The organism is Spiroplasma endosymbiont of Melieria omissa, from assembly GCF_964031175.1.
GTDB lineage: Bacteria > Bacillota_I > Bacilli_A > Mycoplasmatales > VBWQ01 > Spiroplasma_E > Spiroplasma_E ixodetis_A.
On sequence record NZ_OZ035012.1, the window covers coordinates 1,061,112 to 1,080,050 of the forward strand.

An 18,939-nucleotide genomic window follows, 5' to 3' on the forward strand; every position below is an offset into this window, starting at 1 on the left:
ATTACTAAACATTACCGTTAATAGATTTATGAAACGTTGCATTATCTAAAACTATAATTTGTCCACGCTTTAATACTGGAATTAGTTTATTTTTAACATATGATTCAAAAATTTTACTATTGCAATATGTCCTTCAAATGCTCATAAGGCTTTTAATTTACCTTTATTTAGTGAACCAATTATACTCATTCTCTTTATTTTATATGCGGGTTTATTATCAAATAATCTTTTACCTTTTTCAGATCAACCATATTTATAAAATTCATTATCATCAATTCCAGATTTAGTATATATTGATGAATCTGGAATTGATGATAATAGACTTACTGCATAACGTTTTTAAGTTTTAATGATAAATTATAAAATCCTGCAATTAAATTAAATCTTAAAAATATTCGTTTTCTACCTTTTCTAAATTTATAACCAATAATTTTAAAACATTTTAAAAATGCAAAAACATGTTCAATTTTTCTGCGAGTTTTATTAATAATCTTATTAAAAATGGTAATTTTACTTGTTTTAGGATTATTTTTACTAGTTTTAATGGGTAAAAATGTATTACTATGAATTTTTTGTAAACCTTGATAACTTTTATCTGCAAGAATTACAGTTTCTGACAAAAATTCTAACTTTGAATTTTTAAAAGTTTTAAAATCATGATTTTTACCAGTATCAGGAAAAATATTTAAAATTTCATTAGTATGTGCATTAATTATGGTTTGAAACTTAACAGTATGCATTCATTTTTTGCCAGAAAATCAATCTTTTTGATTATATTTTGGTCGTTCTGTTTCTACTTCTGTTACATCAATTATCAAAATTTTATTTTTGAATTCTTCTTTTTAAAAAAATATTTTTATTTGTTAAATTATTAAACTTATTATTATTTATTAAAATGTCTTCAATTGAACGAATATTTCGTAAAGCAGTAGTATCAACCATATCATACTCAGCACCAATACTATGATATGTACGATTTTCATATAAATATCTTAAAGTCATTACTAGTCTATCTTCTATTGACATTTTATATGGCCTTCCACCAGTGGTATTTTTTAGATTTTGATGATCTAAGAACCTGTTTAGGATCTTTTTAATAGAATTTAACTAAAACAAGAAATAATCATTTATAAATAGGTACTTAACCAATAATTTATTTTCTTTTTCATTTTTTTGTTAAAAAGATTTTATCATTTGAAAACTTATCGACTAAAAATCTATTTTTTATTATAAAATAACCATTATAATATAAATTTTATTAAAAATTAATCAAAAAAGATCCTAAACAGGTTCTAATAAAATATTTAAAATTTCATTAAAAACTAGTTTATTAATACCAACTATTTTACGAAAATATTGATCCGGTTTATCTTTTAATTCAAAATATGTCATAAAATTTATCCTTAACTATTCAAATTTTATTTTAATAATAACAAAAAAATGAAAAGTTAACTAGTTATGCAGTAAGTCTAATGAATTTTATAAATATGGTTGATCTGAAAAAGGTAAAAGATTATTTGATAATAAACCCGCATATAAAATAAAGAGAATGAGTATAATTGGTTCACTAAATAAAGGTAAATTAAAAGCCTTATGAGCATTTGAAGGACATTGCAATAGTAAAATTTTTGAATCATATGTTAAAAATAAACTAATTCCAGTATTAAAGCGTGGACAAATTATAGTTTTAGATAATGCAACGTTTCATAAATCTAAATTAACACAACAATTAATTGAAAATGCTGGATGCAAACTATTATTTCTTCCGCCATATTCTCCTAATTTAAATCCAATTGAACATTTTTGATTTGCTATAAAACATAATATAAGAAAAATATTACCAAATTATTGACCAAATATTAAAAAAGCGATTGATTTTGTTTTTCAAGATATGAGTAAACATTACTTTAGTTAGCTATATATTTAATTGTTTAAATTCGTTGTCATTTTCTAAACACTTATAAATACTATTCGCAAAAGGAACATGAAGATTATTATTAGCAGTGATATAAATATTTCCATATTTATCAATACTTATGTGACTCAGAAAATTAATGTTAGTTGGTAATGTCATTTTTTTAAATTCTCATTTCCCTGCTAAACATTTATAAATACTATTATTAGCTATTATAAAAACATTTCCGTCTCTCTCATTAATTTTTAAAAATCTAATATTTTCTAATTCTTTAGGTACTATCATTTGTTGAAAATATGTTTGTGTTGCAAGACATTTATAAATATTATTATTAGTTGCTACATAAGTATTTTTATCTTTATCAGTTTTTATAAATTTACCATTAGCAAATTCTTTAGGTACTATCATTTGTTAAAGATTTAATTTCATTTATTTTTCAATTATTATTTTCATTTTTAATACTTGTTTTAATTTTATTATTTGTGTTATTGATAAATAAGGTATTTAAATTGTTTGTACTTGCTATTGCTAAAATTGTTGTTGTAATTAGTGTTGATATCTTTTTCATATTTAAAAAACTCCTTTTTATTTTTTCCCAATAACTTCTTATTTTTAAGAAGTGAATATATTTTATTTTTTTCAAATAAATTTCAAATAAAAATAGAACAAATTTTAATTTAAACTAAAAATCATAAAAAAATATATTTTATATTTAAAAAAATATTTTGAATGTTATAATAGTAGTAAATATGGATTAATTTGCATATATTATATAAAGCAAGGGTGGCATTGCCTGAGAAATACCCTATAACCTGATCTAGTTAGTACTAGCGGAGGGAGACTTTATTTTTTATATTTTAAAAAATGATAACTTCTTTTTGTTATGTAAGATAAATTAAAGGAGTTATCATTTTATTATGTTTAAAGAACAACTATTAACAACTATCAATTATAATAAAATTAAAAGCAAACTGGGGGTAGGAATGTTAATTAAAGCATCAGCCATTTTTAGTTTAATTACTCTTCTAACATTAACAGTTATTATTAGTATTTTACCTGCTAGTAGTATTAATCACTTTTTTAAAGTTACTACTATTACTGGTTGACAATTTTATAGCAGTAAAATTTATTTAATATTAATTCTTTGTTTATTATTAATTTCATCAATTTTATTATCTGTTATTACATGAACAGTTAAAATAGAAGATATGCATAAAAATATTGTTATTGTTACATTACTATCAATTTTTAGTATCAATCCCATTGCATTAATTTTTAATTTAATTAAACATTATCAATGACAAAAAGAAGAAACTTTTGCCATTTTAAAAACAAGATGATGAACTAATTTTAAATTTGCATTTGGTATTAAACGATGATTAGTTATTGATTATACAATTATTGGTTTATTTACTGGTGTAACTATTGCTTGTGCTTTTATTGAACAAAATTTATTGCCAAAAATGCCATACGGCGGCGGTATTGCTATTAAATATATACCTTTAATGGTTATTAGTTATATTATTGGCTTTGCAGGTGGCTGATTAACGGGTATGATTAGTGCTTTAATGTCATTATTATTTATTGGTGATGGTTATGTTATTAGTGCTTGAAGTTATTTATTAGATTATTTTTTGCCAATGACAACGCCCGCTATTATTTCATTATTACGTTTTAATTTAAAAGCTGATAAATCAATTTTTACTTATATTAATTATTTTTTACATTGTTTTTTAGTTTGTTTAATTATTTATTTTTGACAAACAATAGCAGGATATTTTATTTGATCACAAATTACTAATGCTGACGGAAGTAAAAATATTTGATCAGGATTTAATCCTCTTTTTTACTCATTAGTTTACAATTTTATTCATATTTTTTTATTTACTTATCCAATTATGCAATTAACAATACCTTTTATTTATCGTGGTTTAGTTAGTCACTATGTAGAAAGATATCGTTAGAATAGTAATTCTAATTACTATTTCTTTTTTAAATAGCGTTATAATATTAATTGATAGAAAGGGTGATTATAATGAAAAATGATGAAATAATTAAAGAAGATATTATTATTATGGATGGTAATATTAAATTAATGAATAAAGCATTAAATGAGAAAAAGGTTGTATTAGCAGCAATTGAATTAGGAAAACATGCTCAACATACAATTGATATTGGTTGATCTGAACATTTTCAAGCATATGCTAAATTAAAAAGTGCAACTACTACTGGTACTTGTTTTTGTAAAAAACCAGCAACTCATTTAGTTTATTTTTGAAGATAATAAGATATAGCTAACTAAAGTAATATTTACTCATAAATAATGTAAAATAATAATATGTAATTTAAACAGTTTTTGAATTTAAAAGTACAATTCAGCAATAATTAAAATAGATTAGGAAGATTAAATTATGCCAAAACCATACAGTGAAGACTTACGAAGAAAAGTAATAGAAGCTTATGAAAGTAAAAATATGAAAATTAAAGAAATTTGTAAAGTGTTCAATATCACTAGAAAGACTTTATTTTTATGAAGAAAAAGAAAAAAAGAAACTGGGCATATAAAACCAATTTTGAATTATCAAAAAGGACATAGCCACAAAATAAAGGATTTAGATGAATTAAAAAATTATTTAGCAGAAAATAAAGATGTTACAGTTCAAAAAGTAATTGATAAATTTGGAAATATGACTAAAGAAACAGTTTATAACTATTTTAAAAAACTAAATTATACATATAAAAAAAACTTTTCTATATGAACAAAGAGATAAAAATAAACAAGAAGATTTTTTAAAAGAAATAGCTAAAATAATGAATGAAGATTTAGTATATATTGATGAATCTGGAATTGATGATAATGAATTTTATAAATATGGTTGATCTGAAAAAGGTAAAAGATTATTTGATAATAAACCCGCATATAAAATAAAGAGAATGAGTATAATTGGTTCACTAAATAAAGGTAAATTAAAAGCCTTATGAGCATTTGAAGGACATTGCAATAGTAAAATTTTTGAATCATATGTTAAAAATAAACTAATTCCAGTATTAAAGCGTGGACAAATTATAGTTTTAGATAATGCAACGTTTCATAAATCTAAATTAACACAACAATTAATTGAAAATGCTGGATGCAAACTATTATTTCTTCCGCCATATTCTCCTAATTTAAATCCAATTGAACATTTTTGATTTGCTATAAAACATAATATAAGAAAAATATTACCAAATTATTGACCAAATATTAAAAAAGCTATTGATTTTGTTTTTCAAGATATGAGTAAACATTACTTTAGTTAGCTATATGTGCATTAATTATGGTTTGAAACTTAACAGTATGCATTCATTTTTTGCCAGAAAATCAATCTTTTTGATTATATTTTGGTCGTTCTGTTTCTACTTCTGTTACATCAATTATCAAAATTTTATTTTTGAATTCTTCTTTTTAAAAAAATATTTTTATTTGTTAAATTATTAAACTTATTATTATTTATTAAAATGTCTTCAATTGAACGAATATTTCGTAAAGCAGTAGTATCAACCATATCATACTCAGCACCAATACTATGATATGTACGATTTTCATATAAATATCTTAAAGTCATTACTAGTCTATCTTCTATTGACATTTTATATGGCCTTCCACCAGTGGTATTTTTTAGATTTTGATGATCTAATAAAATATTTAAAATTTCATTAAAAACTAGTTTATTAATACCAACTATTTTACGAAAATATTGATCCGGTTTATCTTTTAATTCAAAATATGTCATAAAATTTATCCTTAACTATTCAAATTTTATTTTAATAATAACAAAAAAATGAAAAGTTAACTAGTTATGCAGTAAGTCTAATATAGAAAATTGATTAGAAGAGTTATAATTATATTTCAACTCCTTTTAAATCATTGATGTTTATTCCTATTTTTGATATAAATAATTTGTATTTAAAATAATACAAATTTTTATTGAAAATAGAAGAATATTATTCTTAAATATTTGGTAGTTTTAAGAACTTTATTCACTAAAATAAAGTTCTTTTGATTTTAGTATACAATTAAATTATACGTTTGAAGAAAGGTTGGTTGATAATGCAATTTTTTAAAAAGAAGCATATAGAACAAAAAACAACAACCATGTTTAAACAATTTTCGCAACTATCGAAAGAAGAAGTTATCCAACAATTAGATGGTAGTATGTACGGATTAAAAAAGGAAGAAGTAGAAGACAGACTTAAAAAATATGGTAAAAATGTTTTTTCTCATAAACGATTTGTTTGATACAAAAAATTAATGCACAATATTTTTAATCCTTTTATTATTGTTTTAATGATAATAGTTATCTATAATTTTATTAGTTACAGTATTATTGATACTAATACTGATAAAAATGTTGATTTATACAGTGCTATTATTGTTTTAGTAATGATTATTTTGAGTGTTTTTATATCTTACTTTCAAGATTATCGTTCCTATAAATCTTCAGAAAAATTACGACAATTAATTGAAACAACAGCCAGTGTTTTTCGATTTAGTAATAAAAATAAAAAAATTGATTTTAATGCTTTAAATAGTGTTGCCAATTTTACAAAAGAAGTATTAATTGAAAATTTAGTACCAGGCGATATTATTTTCTTATCTTCTGGTGATATGATTCCTGCTGATGTTCGAATTTTAGTTTCAACCGATCTATTTATTAATCAATCGGCACTAACTGGTGAAACATTTCCTGTTGAAAAACATGATATTAATACTAAAGATGATAATAAAAAAAGTAGTATCCTAGAATTAGAAAACATATGTTTTATGGGTACTAGTATTGTTTCAGGTGGTACTATTGCTATTGTTATTGCATCAGGTGTTAATACTTATTTTGGATCAATTGCTAGTGCAGTAACTAGTAAACGTCCTGTTACTAGTTTTAGTAAAGGTATTAAAAAAGTTACTTACATTCTTATTGGTTTTATGTGTGTAATGGTACCATTAATATTTATTGTTAATGTAATTACTAAAAATAATATTTTAACAGCGTTAATATTTTCAATATCAGTTGCTGTTGGTATTACCCCCGAAATGCTACCAATGATTGTTAGTGCTAACTTAGCAAAAGGTGCAATTAGATTATCATATAAAAAAGTAATTGTTAAAAATTTAACTAGTATTCAAAGTTTTGGTGCAATGGATGTTTTATGCACTGATAAAACTGGTACTTTAACTGAGGATAGAATTGAGTTAGTTAAACACTTAGATCTAGAAGGTGTTGAATCAAACAAAGTTTTAGAAATGGCATATTTAAATAGTTCTTTACAAACTGGATTAAAAAATAATATTGATAAAACAATTGTCCAACACATTAAAGCTCATCATAATAAAATAGTTGAAATGCCCTATCGTAAAATTGATGAAATACCTTTTGATTTTATAAGAAGACGAATGTCAATAGTAGTTTCAAAAGATAAAATTAATAATACTTTAATTTGCAAAGGAGCAGTAGAAGAAATATTAAAAATTTGTACTAAAGTTGAAATTGGAGGGAAAGTAATTACCTTAACTGATAAAATTAAGGAAAATGTTTTAAAATTAAGTACGGAATTAAATAATGATGGTTTACGAGTAATTGCAATTGGCTATCAAGATTTTGCTAGTGACAAAACAATTTTTAAAATAGAAGATGAATCTAATTTAGTTTTATTAGGATATATAGGCTTTTTAGATGTACCTAAACCTAGTGCTATTAAAGCAATAACAACTCTTAATCAACACGGAATTGATGTTAAAATTTTGACTGGTGATAATGAAATTGTTACTAAAGCAATTTGTAAAAAGGTGGGGTTAGAACCAGGAATTCCTTTATTAGGTAGTGACATTGAAGATATGGATGATCAACATTTACAAGCATTAGTAAATAAAACTACTATTTTTGCGAAAATGGATCCATTACAAAAATCAAGAATTATTGATATTTTAAAGTTAAATGGTCACACTGTTGGCTTTTTAGGTGATGGTATTAATGATGCTGTTGCTTTGCATCACGCTGATGTTGGAATATCTGTTAATAGTGCTACTGATATTGCCAAAGAAGCATCTGATATTATTTTATTAGAAAAAGATTTAGATGTTTTAGAGCAAGGAGTGATCAGTGGTAGAAATACTTTTGGTAATATTTTAAAATATATTAAAATTACTATTTCTTCTAATTTTGGTAATTCATTAAGTATTTTAATTGCTTCAATTTGATTACCTTTTTTACCAATGATGGCAATTCAAATTTTACTACAAAATTTATTATATGATATTTCTCAATTAGCAATTCCTTGAGATAGGGTTGATGAAGACTTTATTAAAAAACCACAAAAATGAAATGCAAAAAGCATTTTACCTTTTGCATTCTGGAATGGACCGCTAAGTTCAATATTTGATATAACCACCTTTTTATTTTTAGGATATGGTTTACATATCTTTGCCAATTTTGCTAATGTAGATCCTAATAGTGCTGCTGGCATATATCAACAATCATTATTTCATACTGGATGATTTATTTTAGGAGTTACTTCACAAACATTAATTGTACAATTATTACGAACTTCTAAGGTACCTTTTATTCAAAGTATGCCATCTCATCAGTTATTTTTAACAACAATTATAATTACTATTATTGGCATTAGTATTCCATATACACAATTAGGAGCTACTATTGGTTTAACACCAATTCCTTTAATTTTTTATGCTTATTTAGCTGGTGTTGTCATTGTTTATTTCATTGCTAGTCAATTATTAAAAATGATATATATAAAGGTTAATAAAGGCTGATTGTAAACTAAATTTTAATTTTAAGAAAAATGTATTGGATTTTTTTAAAATTATGATACAAATAAGTCTAAAACTAAAGAAAGTTTTTGTATTCCTGTTACTTTATTAAAAGTAACAGGACTTTCATATTATAGATAGGAACAGATAAAAGTATGCTAACATTAAATTACCTTATTGATCAATTTCAAAAGAAAAGAATTCAATTTTCTATTATTGAAGATTTTATGAATAATCCAAACATTAGTGATGAGGAAGTTATTAGTTTAGATAATAACAATAGAAATGCCCTTCATAATAGTTTTTTATTAGATTTAGATGAAGGAGCAGAAATAGAAGATGAATATAACTATGATCCACATGAGGAAGGTTGAGAAACTTCAAGTGAATTAATAGAATTTACAACTAATAAAATAAAACTTATTAATTGATTAATAAATTTTAAAAAAAATGATAAAAATTTTTTAAATCAACAAGATATTGAAGGAAATTCACCCTTACATTTAGCAATTATGAAACAATATATTGTAGACTGAAAACTTGGAGGAGAGTTTAAAAATATAGCAAAGCAACTAATTAATAATTCACAAGTTAATCCCAATTTAGTAAATTTGCAAAATGAAACTCCATTTTGCAAATTATTAATACAAGAAATTAATAAAGCTGATGCATATCCGACAAATGAAGAAATTCGTGAATTAGTTAATGATTTTCAAAATAATTCTCATTTTAATATTAATAGTGTTAATAATAAAAATCAAAATCTTTTACATATTATTGCTAAAAAAGGTAATAAAACTGATTTTAGAATTAATTTTGCCATCACTAAAAAAACTAATTTTTATCAAATAGATGATAATGGTAATATACCTTATGAAATAGCAATCCTAAACAACAATTTTGATATGTTAGAAATAATAGAAAATTGCAAATATTTTGATATTAATACACCTATTGATGAGTTTAATAACACTATATTACATAGAGCAATTAGAAGTAATAATAAAAAAATTATAAGAACATTACTATTAAAAAATGAAAATGGTGATTTAGAAATTAATTTTGATATTAAAAATAAAAATAATGAAAAACCTTTTAAATTTGAAGATATGATAATTGATTGATTACATCAATTACCAAGAAATCAAAATCAAATTGAAATGATGATTATTGATTTTTTAATAACAAATGAATGTAATTATAATAATTATATAACTAGAGAAAGATTAACTTGATAAACTTTAGCTATTAAATATAACTTAAAAGAAGTTACTAATTATTTGGTTAATAGTGTATTAACTGATATTAACAAAATAGATAGTAATCCTTTTAAAAATAAAAATTATCTTTTTGATAATGAGATAAAAGAAGAAGTAGATAGTATGTTAGATGATTTATCATATGTTGATTCAAAAATTATAACATCTATTAAAAAACTTCCAAATTGTCCTAATTTTAATGAATTACAAAAAGATGTTTTAGAACAACGAGTAATTGCTTTCCATAATTTCAAAAAATATCAAACTGATCAAAATTTATCTGATAATGAAAAAGCAATTTTTAAGATATACCTAGATGCAATATTAGATGAAGATGATACAAATTGATCAGAAGAAAAGAAAACAGATTTTAATAAAGTAAAAGAATGATTAACAAAAGAAGAAGTTAACAAAGAAAAGCGTAAATTAGAAAATACAGAAAAAAATGATAGCGAAAAAAGAAGAAAGTTATCAATTGGATAACTACTACTAAAACTTTTCTTAAAAATTAATATTTTAATAAAAATAGCTGTAAAATAATAGTAAATAGTTTCCATATTATTTATAAAAATAGATAAAAATTATTGTAAAGTTAATTAAATTTGTTAATATTGTTACGTTGTATAAATAAAAATATTTTTATTTTTCAAAATATAGATTAATTTTCTTTATTATATTTGATTTAAGAGAGTAAAAAGAAATGAAAAAAATACAAATAATAACAATATTATAGCTAACTAAAGTAATGTTTACTCATATCTTGAAAAACAAAATCAATCGCTTTTTTAATATTTGGTCAATAATTTGGTAATATTTTTCTTATATTATGTTTTATAGCAAATCAAAAATGTTCAATTGGATTTAAATTAGGAGAATATGGCGGAAGAAATAATAGTTTGCATCCAGCATTTTCAATTAATTGTTGTGTTAATTTAGATTTATGAAACGTTGCATTATCTAAAACTATAATTTGTCCACGCTTTAATACTGGAATTAGTTTATTTTTAACATATGATTCAAAAATTTTACTATTGCAATGTCCTTCAAATGCTCATAAGGCTTTTAATTTACCTTTATTTAGTGAACCAATTATACTCATTCTCTTTATTTTATATGCGGGTTTATTATCAAATAATCTTTTACCTTTTTCAGATCAACCATATTTATAAAATTCATTATCATCAATTCCAGATTCATCAATATATACTAAATCTTCATTCATTATTTTAGCTATTTCTTTTAAAAAATCTTCTTGTTTATTTTTATCTCTTTGTTCATATAGAAAAGTTTTTTTTATATGTATAATTTAGTTTTTTAAAATAGTTATAAACTGTTTCTTTAGTCATATTTCCAAATTTATCAATTACTTTTTGAACTGTAACATCTTTATTTTCTGCTAAATAATTTTTTAATTCATCTAAATCCTTTATTTTGTGGCTATGTCCTTTTTGATAATTCAAAATTGGTTTTATATGCCCAGTTTCTTTTTTTCTTTTTCTTCATAAAAATAAAGTCTTTCTAGTGATATTGAACACTTTACAAATTTCTTTAATTTTCATATTTTTACTTTCATAAGCTTCTATTACTTTTCTTCGTAAGTCTTCACTGTATGGTTTTGGCATAATTTAATCTTCCTAATCTATTTTAATTATTGCTGAATTGTACTTTTAAATTCAAAAACTGTTTAAATTACATATTATTATTTTACATTATTTATGAGTAAACATTACTTTAGTTAGCTATATGTACGATTTTCATATAAATATCTTAAAGTCATTACTAGTCTATCTTCTATTGACATTTTATATGGCCTTCCACCAGTGGTATTTTTTAGATTTTGATGATCTAATAAAATATTTAAAATTTCATTAAAAACTAGTTTATTAATACCAACTATTTTACGAAAATATTGATCCGGTTTATCTTTTAATTCAAAATATGTCATAAAATTTATCCTTAACTATTCAAATTTTATTTTAATAATAACAAAAAAATGAAAAGTTAACTAGTTATGCAGTAAGTCTAATATAGAAATGTTTAAATGATATTTTATTAAAATCAGTTATCAATATTCAACAGAAAATAACTTTATGAAATTTTATAAAATAATTAAAATTTATTTAAATAATATTTTTCATGAATTTGAATTGTTAAATGTTGATTCCATGACTTATAAAGAACAAATACAAAATAAAAATATTTTAAATATTGGAACTATTTACTATAACAATCAAAATAAAAAATTTAGTGGTGGCGGTAATTCTTATCCTGAACGTGGAAAAATTAATTTAATTGGTGATATAGAAGAAATATATCAATATCAAGGAATAGATACACCAACTGAATTTATAGCAGAAGAACGTACTGAACGTGATTATTATACAAAACAAGAAACTAATAATTTATTAGATAAAAAACAAAATAAATTAATTGCTGGTGAAAATATTAAAATTGATGAAAATAATAAAATTAGTGCTACTGGTGGTAAAGTAGATTTATCTGATTATTATAAAAAAGAAGAAACTAATGAATTATAGCTAACTAAAGTAATGTTTACTCATATCTTGAAAAACAAAATCAATCGCTTTTTTAATATTTGGTCAATAATTTGGTAATATTTTTCTTATATTATGTTTTATAGCAAATCAAAAATGTTCAATTGGATTTAAATTAGGAGAATATGGCGGAAGAAATAATAGTTTGCATCCAGCATTTTCAATTAATTGTTGTGTTAATTTAGATTTATGAAACGTTGCATTATCTAAAACTATAATTTGTCCACGCTTTAATACTGGAATTAGTTTATTTTTAACATATGATTCAAAAATTTTACTATTGCAATGTCCTTCAAATGCTCATAAGGCTTTTAATTTACCTTTATTTAGTGAACCAATTATACTCATTCTCTTTATTTTATATGCGGGTTTATTATCAAATAATCTTTTACCTTTTTCAGATCAACCATATTTATAAAATTCATTATCATCAATTCCAGATTCATCAATATATACTAAATCTTCATTCATTATTTTAGCTATTTCTTTTAAAAAATCTTCTTGTTTATTTTTATCTCTTTGTTCATATAAAAAAGTTTTTTTTATATGTATAATTTAGTTTTTTAAAATAGTTATAAACTGTTTCTTTAGTCATATTTCCAAATTTATCAATTACTTTTTGAACTGTAACATCTTTATTTTCTGCTAAATAATTTTTTAATTCATCTAAATCCTTTATTTTGTGGCTATGTCCTTTTTGATAATTCAAAATTGGTTTTATATGCCCAGTTTCTTTTTTTCTTTTTCTTCATAAAAATAAAGTCTTTCTAGTGATATTGAACACTTTACAAATTTCTTTAATTTTCATATTTTTACTTTCATAAGCTTCTATTACTTTTCTTCGTAAGTCTTCACTGTATGGTTTTGGCATAATTTAATCTTCCTAATCTATTTTAATTATTGCTGAATTGTACTTTTAAATTCAAAAACTGTTTAAATTACATATTATTATTTTACATTATTTATGAGTAAATATTACTTTAGTTAGCTATACTTTAAAACTATCTCTAATTACTTGTTGCACCACTGGTGGAGCAAATGCTATTGCTTTTAATCATTTATTACGATTAACACCATAACCAATGTATCAACCACTATATCAACGATATCAATGAAATGGATGTATTTGAGTAACAAAAGTTTTTGCTTTAAGAATACTATCAACAACTGTAATTGGTTTATATTTAGGATTGCGATGATAAATAGTAATTGCACATTTATCTAATGACAAAGGTTGAATTTTACAACCCATAAATACTGGTGAATTTAATGGAATTAATTGTGCATGTTTAATTGCTCTTTTTTCTGCACTAGTAAATAAATCAGTTGCTTTTTCTTTTAATTTATTAATTTTTTCAAATACTTGTTTTTCTAATTTTTCTAATTTTTCTTGTAATTTATATATACTTTCTCGTAATTTTTCAAAATATGGTGTTTCTTTTCAAAATTTATTAAAACCTTTTTTAAGTAAAATCTAAGAACCTGTTTAGAATCTTTTTAATAAAACTGAAATAAAGGAAAGAACAACCATTTGTAAACTAGTATTTAGTTTTCTTTCACAATTTTTTCATAATCTTCTGTATTTTTCTAATCAAGCAAAGCTTCGTTCTACAATTCATCTTTTTGGTAATACTACAAAAGTATGTAGTTCATTGCGTTTTATAATTTCAACATTTGCATTTATGATTGTTTTGATTTCAGAAGCAAATTTTTCACCAGTATAACCAGCATCTACTATTATTTTTTGAACTGCAGAAAGATTTTCTTTTTCATTTTCAATTATTATTATAGCGCTATTACGATCTGTTTTTTCTGCTGTGGTTATGTAAATTGCATGTGGTAAACCTTGAGAATCAACAATAATATGACGCTTTATTCCTGAAATCTTTTTACCAGCATCATAACCTTTATTTTCAGTAGTATCTGTATTTTTAACACTTTGCGAATCAATTATACAAAAACTAGTTTGTTCTTTGCGATTATTGTTGATACGAACTTTTTTAACCAATTTTTTTTAAAATTAATTGCCATACACTAGCTTCTTTACCGTTATTTTTACTTCAAATTTGAAAATAATAATATACAGTTTGTCATTTTGGAAAATTTTTTGGTAGCATTCTTCATTGACAACCACTTTTTAATACATATAAAATTGCACAAAATACTTCATATAAATCTAAACTTCTTGGTTTTGTTTTCTTTTTGCTATTTTCTAAAATTGATTTTATGTTCTCAAATTGTTCTTTGGTGACATGACTTGGATAATTTTTATGCATAATATATACCTCTGATTTTAAAATATATAATCATTTTACATTATTTTCGAAAAGATTCTAAACAGGTTCTAATATCAAAATATTTAAAAGTTTGATTTGGTTTTAAAACAAGTTGATGAATAACATTATTTTTAAAATCAAATTTAATAGCATTAGCACGAATTTTTTGTAAATCTAAAATTAAAGTTTTTCCATATCTATTTTCTGTATGTATTGTATGAACTAAATTTAATCAATCATGCTGATTCATAGATAGTACTTTTTTTAAATCAGTATTATATTTTTTTAAAAAGTTATTTGCTTTTTCAATATCTTTGATTTTAAATTTAGGAGTTAATTGTGGACTTAATTTTATTAATGTATTTTGTAATAATAAATAATCTTTTAATTCTTGTGCTTCTAATTTTTGAAAATTATTTTTATATTGTCTTTCAGCAACATAACCCAAATTTTGGATTATTGTTTCACGATTAGGAGCAAAACTATAATTAAATAAATAACGTTTATTACCAATAATTTTATCTGTTAAAATTTCTTTTCCACTTACTTGACTAATAATTTCTTGTAAGTTTTTTGCTTCTTTAATACCAACTTGTTCTAATGTTTTAGTTTTTTGTGCTAACTTAATAAATTTAGTTGTACGATAACCACGACTAATTTTATTAAGTCCAGCAAATGCAGGTAATAAATTTAAGAAAGTATTTAATTTTGTTACATTTCCTTTTAAATAATCATAAACTTGATTAATAGTAAAATCAGTTAAAAACTCTACACCAACAGCACTAATACTAGCAATTAAATCACTTGCTCCTAATCCAAGTGCAAAACTTTCACTTAATCCACCAGTAAAAGGAGCAAGTGCTACTGCTATAACTTGTACACCAATCATTTCTAAAATTTCTCATCAAAAACTTTTATTTTCTTGTTGGTTACTTGTTCTAGTATGTTTTGGTTTATTTATGTTTAAAAGTATTGCTGTACTAGTTGTACCAAGTGGCATGATATTAATTTCCTTTATTTAAGAGTTATTTTAATTGGATTTGTTGTTCCTTTATAATTTAAATCATTAACATTTGCAGTAATAGTTATATATAAATCACCTACTTTTTGTTTTTGATTACTTACATTAGTTTTTCCTTGTACATCACTAAAATATTTAATAGTTGGATTTGTTAAATTTGGATTTAATGATTTAAGTTCATTACTACTTTTTATTTCTGTATTTAATTCATTGTTATTGTTATTAACATTTGCAGTAATATTTGTTGTTAAAACTGTAATTTTAGTTTTTAAATCAGTTTTTTCTGTTTTAATAACTCCACATAACATTCATCTTGATGTTGTTTCATTATTAGAAATATATGGTATTGCTTCTCCAACAACTTCACCAGCAACTTTATATGCTCTTCCTGCTTTATCATCTTTAATAAAATCTACATAAATAATTGTATTTTCTATCATGTATCTTTTCATCGCTCTTGGTGTTGCTAAAATAAAGGTCATTAATTGTTGTTCATTTTTATCATTAGTAAAAATCATATAGTCATCAAGAACGATTTCACATAATACACCTTTTACATATAAATTATTTCCATTTAAACGTAATTGTTGTGCCAACTGATTATCGGTAATTAAACCTTTATTATCTGCTAAATAAACTAAACTATCATAAAGACCATTAGTAATAAAAAATTTACTATTTGCAATGTTTCTAAATTGAAACAAAGTATTTCAAGCAGATAACATTGATTTTAAATAGCCTACTGGTGTTGTATCTTCAATATCGATTTTAGTAGCAAATTTTGCAATTGCTTGTGTATCATCAATTGCTAATTTATCTGCTAAATCATTTGCAACTTCATATTGCATACTATCTAATAAATTTTGTCCATTATTTGCTTTTAAATCTACATCTGCAATAATTTCTCCTGCAAGATATTTTTTAGTTATTTTTTTACTAATTTTATCTGTATCAACATATGGTAATTCATATCTTTTACTTTTATCATCCCAAGCAATAATTTTTACTTCTGGTTTTTTTGGTTTTTTAACAATAAACTCAATATTTACTGAGTCAACAATTTCAGTAGGAAAAAAGTTTGCCCATGGACTATTTGAAATTTTAAAAAACTCTATAAATTCTGGAGCTTCTACTAATCTCTCTGTATTGTCTAAATTTTGATTAAATGGTACTGACATTTTATTTCTTCCTTTCGTTTATAAATAATTTTTCTTTTTATAATTAATTAAAAAATTTTCTTTGTCATTTGTTTTATTATTAATAATTGTTTGTTTATTGCCACCCGTATTAATTGTTTGTTTAAATACTTGTTGTTCTTTAATCATTTTTTTAATAGTTTCTTCAATTTTTGAATTTTCTAAATTATTAGTTTTAAATTTTAAATAATCATAAAATTCAGTTTTAACTTGATATTTTTTAAATATATTAATTATTTCTTTTTCTTTAATTTCTTGATTAAGTTTATTTAACTTATTTTCTGCTTCATTAACTTTATTTTCTATTTCTTGTTGAGCATTATTTTCATTTTCTAACATTTAACATTCTCCTAATCTTATCCCAATAATCAATCTTTAACTAATTGTGGCATTTCACTTATTAGTTTTTTATAATCATTAACAGCATTTTCTAATGTATTGATATCAGAAAATTTAAAACAATTATCAATATGTGAATCAAAATCTCTATCAATACTGATATCTTGTTTTCTATATTTTTCATTAAATTCAATTTTTGTCATATTATTTTTCTCCTTTATTATTTATTTTCTTTATTAATCTTTTCATTTAATTTTCCTATTTTTTTTTGATGTTTGATAATTTTGTTATTTGCTCTAACATGTTTTGGAGTTGTAATAAATCTTTTTAATAAAACAATAATTTCTCTGCAAATTAATGTTCCAACACTTGTTCCAATAATAATTAATTCATGTAAAAATTCTTTCATTTCAATATTTTCCTTTCAACTATTTATTTTTAATTTTTAATTATTCATCAAATTGACCACTATTAATTCTTTCAATCATTGACTGTGAATTACTTATAATTTTTACTAATACAGATATTTCTTTATTTAATTGTTCCATTCTTTCTTTATATGTATGAATTTCATTATTATAATATTCAAGTAATTTTTCTTTATTCATAAATTATTCACCTCCTTTATAAACTCATGTGATTATAATCTCAATTTAATGAAGCATTATCATGATTTAATGGTACTTCGCTCATATTATCACTACCATATTAGCTAGTTGTTTCACTATTAATTGAAAATCTATTATCATTAATTAATCTTGTAGTTTCATTATTAAATGGGGTTTCTTGCATTTCTTCATTATGATGTGTAGTTTCTATAGGTAGTAAATTATTGATTATTTCACTTGCACCAGCAATTATGGTAGGCACTGAATAAGCATTATTAAAATCATTATTTATACCCATAGCAACACCACTTGAAATTAAACAACCACCAGTAGCCATATTACAAATCTTTCTTATTGTTTCAAATCTATTAGGAATTAATTCAGTTAATCCACTAATAAGATTTGATATACCATAAGCATTTAATGAAATATAAGTATCTCAATCCATTAATGACTGATTTTCTTGCTTATTTAATAATAATAATCATGGAGGACCTTCTGTTGTAGTTGTAGTAGTTATTGGAGTTGGTGGTGTTGGAATAATAGGATTAATATTATTTTCTATTCATTTACTATAATTTGTTAAACCAATTGTTCCTAATCCTAATAACATTTTTTTAGAACCATTAATTAATTTAGTTTTAGTATTTGGTCTTTGATTTAAACTTCAAATATCTAAACCTAATTTTTTACCAAATAATAAACTATTAATTGAACCTAAAACTGGATTTGCAATTACTTGACCATAATAAGCACTTGTACCAATCATTGCACAAATAGGACTTATACCAGTTCTAATTAATTTAATTAAAGTATAATTTGATTGATTTTCTATATTTGGCATTTTATTCTCCTTTATTTGTTTTTATCAGTTCTCTTATAACATCTAATAATGAATCTACTACATAAGAATTTAATTCAAATTCATAATTTCTAATTTTAATTTTTTCCTTTTGCATTTATTT

Annotated in this window: 30 protein-coding genes and 1 riboswitch; of the genes, 9 read left to right on the forward strand and 21 right to left on the reverse strand. The window is 22.7% G+C overall.

Annotated features, from left to right (window positions below; genetic code table 4):
• Positions 1 to 4: 4 nt before the first annotated feature.
• The 3 genes from ACQH26_RS06980 to ACQH26_RS06990 all read right to left on the reverse strand — a co-directional run bounded on the left by ACQH26_RS06980 (position 5) and on the right by ACQH26_RS06990 (position 1,026).
• On the reverse strand, positions 5 to 145 hold the full coding sequence (locus ACQH26_RS06980; RefSeq protein ID WP_425382065.1) for a hypothetical protein: 141 nt from the start codon (positions 143 to 145) through the stop codon (positions 5 to 7).
• A gap of 178 nt (positions 146 to 323) precedes the next feature.
• Positions 324 to 818: a transposase family protein gene (locus ACQH26_RS06985; protein WP_425382066.1), complete on the reverse strand. Its 495-nt coding sequence runs from the start codon at positions 816 to 818 to the stop codon at positions 324 to 326.
• A gap of 4 nt (positions 819 to 822) precedes the next feature.
• Positions 823 to 1,026: a transposase family protein gene (locus ACQH26_RS06990; protein ID WP_425382067.1), complete on the reverse strand. Its 204-nt coding sequence runs from the start codon at positions 1,024 to 1,026 to the stop codon at positions 823 to 825.
• 430 nt (positions 1,027 to 1,456) lie between these two features.
• Here ACQH26_RS06990 and ACQH26_RS06995 point away from each other — a divergent pair, with 430 nt between their 5' ends.
• Positions 1,457 to 1,915 carry an IS630 family transposase gene (locus ACQH26_RS06995; RefSeq protein WP_425383094.1) on the forward strand — a complete coding sequence of 153 codons (459 nt, stop codon included), beginning with the start codon at positions 1,457 to 1,459 and terminating at the stop codon, positions 1,913 to 1,915.
• On the opposite strand, the gene ACQH26_RS07000 is transcribed toward ACQH26_RS06995, so the two are convergent.
• Complete coding sequence (locus ACQH26_RS07000) at positions 1,916 to 2,323, reverse strand: hypothetical protein (RefSeq protein WP_425382068.1); 408 nt, start codon at positions 2,321 to 2,323, stop codon at positions 1,916 to 1,918.
• Positions 2,310 to 2,483 carry a hypothetical protein gene (locus ACQH26_RS07005; protein ID WP_425382069.1) on the reverse strand — a complete coding sequence of 58 codons (174 nt, stop codon included), beginning with the start codon at positions 2,481 to 2,483 and terminating at the stop codon, positions 2,310 to 2,312. Before ACQH26_RS07005 ends, ACQH26_RS07000 begins: the two co-directional genes overlap by 14 nt.
• A gap of 201 nt (positions 2,484 to 2,684) precedes the next feature.
• Positions 2,685 to 2,772, forward strand: a riboswitch (TPP riboswitch).
• 60 nt (positions 2,773 to 2,832) lie between these two features.
• On the opposite strand from ACQH26_RS07005, the gene ACQH26_RS07010 reads away from it, so the two are divergent.
• The 4 genes from ACQH26_RS07010 to ACQH26_RS07025 all read left to right on the forward strand — a co-directional run bounded on the left by ACQH26_RS07010 (position 2,833) and on the right by ACQH26_RS07025 (position 5,215).
• Positions 2,833 to 3,879, forward strand: a complete 1,047-nt coding sequence (locus tag ACQH26_RS07010; RefSeq protein ID WP_425382070.1) for an energy-coupled thiamine transporter ThiT — start codon at positions 2,833 to 2,835, stop codon at positions 3,877 to 3,879.
• Between the two features lie 71 nt (positions 3,880 to 3,950).
• Positions 3,951 to 4,199, forward strand: a complete 249-nt coding sequence (locus ACQH26_RS07015) for a hypothetical protein (protein WP_425382071.1) — start codon at positions 3,951 to 3,953, stop codon at positions 4,197 to 4,199.
• A gap of 127 nt (positions 4,200 to 4,326) precedes the next feature.
• A complete protein-coding gene (locus ACQH26_RS07020; RefSeq protein WP_425381863.1) occupies positions 4,327 to 4,686 on the forward strand; it encodes a helix-turn-helix domain-containing protein in 360 nt (119 codons plus the stop codon).
• 40 nt (positions 4,687 to 4,726) lie between these two features.
• Positions 4,727 to 5,215, forward strand: a complete 489-nt coding sequence (locus ACQH26_RS07025; RefSeq protein WP_425381862.1) for an IS630 family transposase — start codon at positions 4,727 to 4,729, stop codon at positions 5,213 to 5,215.
• Here the strand turns inward: ACQH26_RS07025 and ACQH26_RS07030 are convergent.
• On the reverse strand, positions 5,208 to 5,336 hold the full coding sequence (locus tag ACQH26_RS07030) for a hypothetical protein (protein WP_425381922.1): 129 nt from the start codon (positions 5,334 to 5,336) through the stop codon (positions 5,208 to 5,210). The genes ACQH26_RS07025 and ACQH26_RS07030 overlap by 8 nt on opposite strands.
• Positions 5,337 to 5,340: 4 nt before the next feature.
• Positions 5,341 to 5,688: a transposase family protein gene (locus ACQH26_RS07035; RefSeq protein ID WP_425381897.1), complete on the reverse strand. Its 348-nt coding sequence runs from the start codon at positions 5,686 to 5,688 to the stop codon at positions 5,341 to 5,343.
• A gap of 317 nt (positions 5,689 to 6,005) precedes the next feature.
• On the opposite strand from ACQH26_RS07035, the gene mgtA reads away from it, so the two are divergent.
• The 3 genes from mgtA (at position 6,006) to ACQH26_RS07050 (ending at position 10,462) form a co-directional block, all read left to right on the forward strand.
• On the forward strand, positions 6,006 to 8,729 hold the full coding sequence (gene mgtA / locus ACQH26_RS07040; RefSeq protein WP_425382072.1) for a magnesium-translocating P-type ATPase: 2,724 nt from the start codon (positions 6,006 to 6,008) through the stop codon (positions 8,727 to 8,729).
• Between the two features lie 146 nt (positions 8,730 to 8,875).
• Positions 8,876 to 9,958: an ankyrin repeat domain-containing protein gene (locus ACQH26_RS07045; protein WP_425382073.1), complete on the forward strand. Its 1,083-nt coding sequence runs from the start codon at positions 8,876 to 8,878 to the stop codon at positions 9,956 to 9,958.
• A gap of 42 nt (positions 9,959 to 10,000) precedes the next feature.
• Complete coding sequence (locus tag ACQH26_RS07050) at positions 10,001 to 10,462, forward strand: hypothetical protein (RefSeq protein WP_425382074.1); 462 nt, start codon at positions 10,001 to 10,003, stop codon at positions 10,460 to 10,462.
• Positions 10,463 to 10,712: 250 nt separating this feature from the next.
• On the opposite strand, the gene ACQH26_RS07055 is transcribed toward ACQH26_RS07050, so the two are convergent.
• The 3 genes from ACQH26_RS07055 to ACQH26_RS07065 all read right to left on the reverse strand — a co-directional run bounded on the left by ACQH26_RS07055 (position 10,713) and on the right by ACQH26_RS07065 (position 11,924).
• On the reverse strand, positions 10,713 to 11,201 hold the full coding sequence (locus ACQH26_RS07055) for an IS630 family transposase (protein ID WP_425381862.1): 489 nt from the start codon (positions 11,199 to 11,201) through the stop codon (positions 10,713 to 10,715).
• A 40-nt stretch (positions 11,202 to 11,241) separates the two neighbouring features.
• Entirely contained in the window at positions 11,242 to 11,601 is a 360-nt protein-coding gene (locus ACQH26_RS07060; RefSeq protein WP_425381863.1) for a helix-turn-helix domain-containing protein, read from the reverse strand.
• 113 nt (positions 11,602 to 11,714) lie between these two features.
• Positions 11,715 to 11,924, reverse strand: coding sequence for a hypothetical protein (locus ACQH26_RS07065; protein WP_425381870.1), 210 nt, complete (start codon positions 11,922 to 11,924; stop codon positions 11,715 to 11,717).
• A gap of 88 nt (positions 11,925 to 12,012) precedes the next feature.
• Here ACQH26_RS07065 and ACQH26_RS07070 point away from each other — a divergent pair, with 88 nt between their 5' ends.
• A complete protein-coding gene (locus tag ACQH26_RS07070) occupies positions 12,013 to 12,516 on the forward strand; it encodes a hypothetical protein (protein WP_425382075.1) in 504 nt (167 codons plus the stop codon).
• Here ACQH26_RS07070 and ACQH26_RS07075 read toward each other — a convergent pair whose 3' ends face one another.
• The 11 genes from ACQH26_RS07075 to ACQH26_RS07125 form a co-directional block, all read right to left on the reverse strand.
• Positions 12,517 to 13,005 (reverse strand): IS630 family transposase, encoded by a 489-nt coding sequence (locus ACQH26_RS07075; protein WP_425381862.1) that lies wholly within the window; start codon positions 13,003 to 13,005, stop codon positions 12,517 to 12,519.
• 40 nt (positions 13,006 to 13,045) lie between these two features.
• Positions 13,046 to 13,405: a helix-turn-helix domain-containing protein gene (locus ACQH26_RS07080; protein ID WP_425382076.1), complete on the reverse strand. Its 360-nt coding sequence runs from the start codon at positions 13,403 to 13,405 to the stop codon at positions 13,046 to 13,048.
• Between the two features lie 117 nt (positions 13,406 to 13,522).
• Positions 13,523 to 13,765 carry a hypothetical protein gene (locus tag ACQH26_RS07085; protein WP_425382077.1) on the reverse strand — a complete coding sequence of 81 codons (243 nt, stop codon included), beginning with the start codon at positions 13,763 to 13,765 and terminating at the stop codon, positions 13,523 to 13,525.
• Positions 13,766 to 14,020: 255 nt separating this feature from the next.
• Positions 14,021 to 14,810 (reverse strand): IS5 family transposase gene (locus ACQH26_RS07090; protein ID WP_425382078.1). Its coding sequence is split into 2 segments (ribosomal slippage): positions 14,021 to 14,548 and positions 14,550 to 14,810, totalling 789 coding nucleotides; the frame shifts between segments, so codons are not numbered across the junction.
• Positions 14,811 to 14,850: 40 nt separating this feature from the next.
• Complete coding sequence (locus ACQH26_RS07095; RefSeq protein WP_425382079.1) at positions 14,851 to 15,810, reverse strand: hypothetical protein; 960 nt, start codon at positions 15,808 to 15,810, stop codon at positions 14,851 to 14,853.
• 14 nt (positions 15,811 to 15,824) lie between these two features.
• Complete coding sequence (locus tag ACQH26_RS07100) at positions 15,825 to 17,009, reverse strand: hypothetical protein (RefSeq protein WP_425382080.1); 1,185 nt, start codon at positions 17,007 to 17,009, stop codon at positions 15,825 to 15,827.
• A gap of 18 nt (positions 17,010 to 17,027) precedes the next feature.
• Complete coding sequence (locus ACQH26_RS07105) at positions 17,028 to 17,366, reverse strand: hypothetical protein (protein ID WP_425382081.1); 339 nt, start codon at positions 17,364 to 17,366, stop codon at positions 17,028 to 17,030.
• A 17-nt stretch (positions 17,367 to 17,383) separates the two neighbouring features.
• A complete protein-coding gene (locus tag ACQH26_RS07110; protein ID WP_425382082.1) occupies positions 17,384 to 17,569 on the reverse strand; it encodes a hypothetical protein in 186 nt (61 codons plus the stop codon).
• A 17-nt stretch (positions 17,570 to 17,586) separates the two neighbouring features.
• Positions 17,587 to 17,775, reverse strand: a complete 189-nt coding sequence (locus tag ACQH26_RS07115) for a hypothetical protein (protein WP_425382083.1) — start codon at positions 17,773 to 17,775, stop codon at positions 17,587 to 17,589.
• Between the two features lie 40 nt (positions 17,776 to 17,815).
• Positions 17,816 to 17,974: a hypothetical protein gene (locus ACQH26_RS07120; RefSeq protein ID WP_425382084.1), complete on the reverse strand. Its 159-nt coding sequence runs from the start codon at positions 17,972 to 17,974 to the stop codon at positions 17,816 to 17,818.
• A gap of 100 nt (positions 17,975 to 18,074) precedes the next feature.
• Positions 18,075 to 18,818 (reverse strand): hypothetical protein, encoded by a 744-nt coding sequence (locus ACQH26_RS07125; RefSeq protein ID WP_425382085.1) that lies wholly within the window; start codon positions 18,816 to 18,818, stop codon positions 18,075 to 18,077.
• Between the last annotated feature and the right edge of the window lie 121 nt (positions 18,819 to 18,939).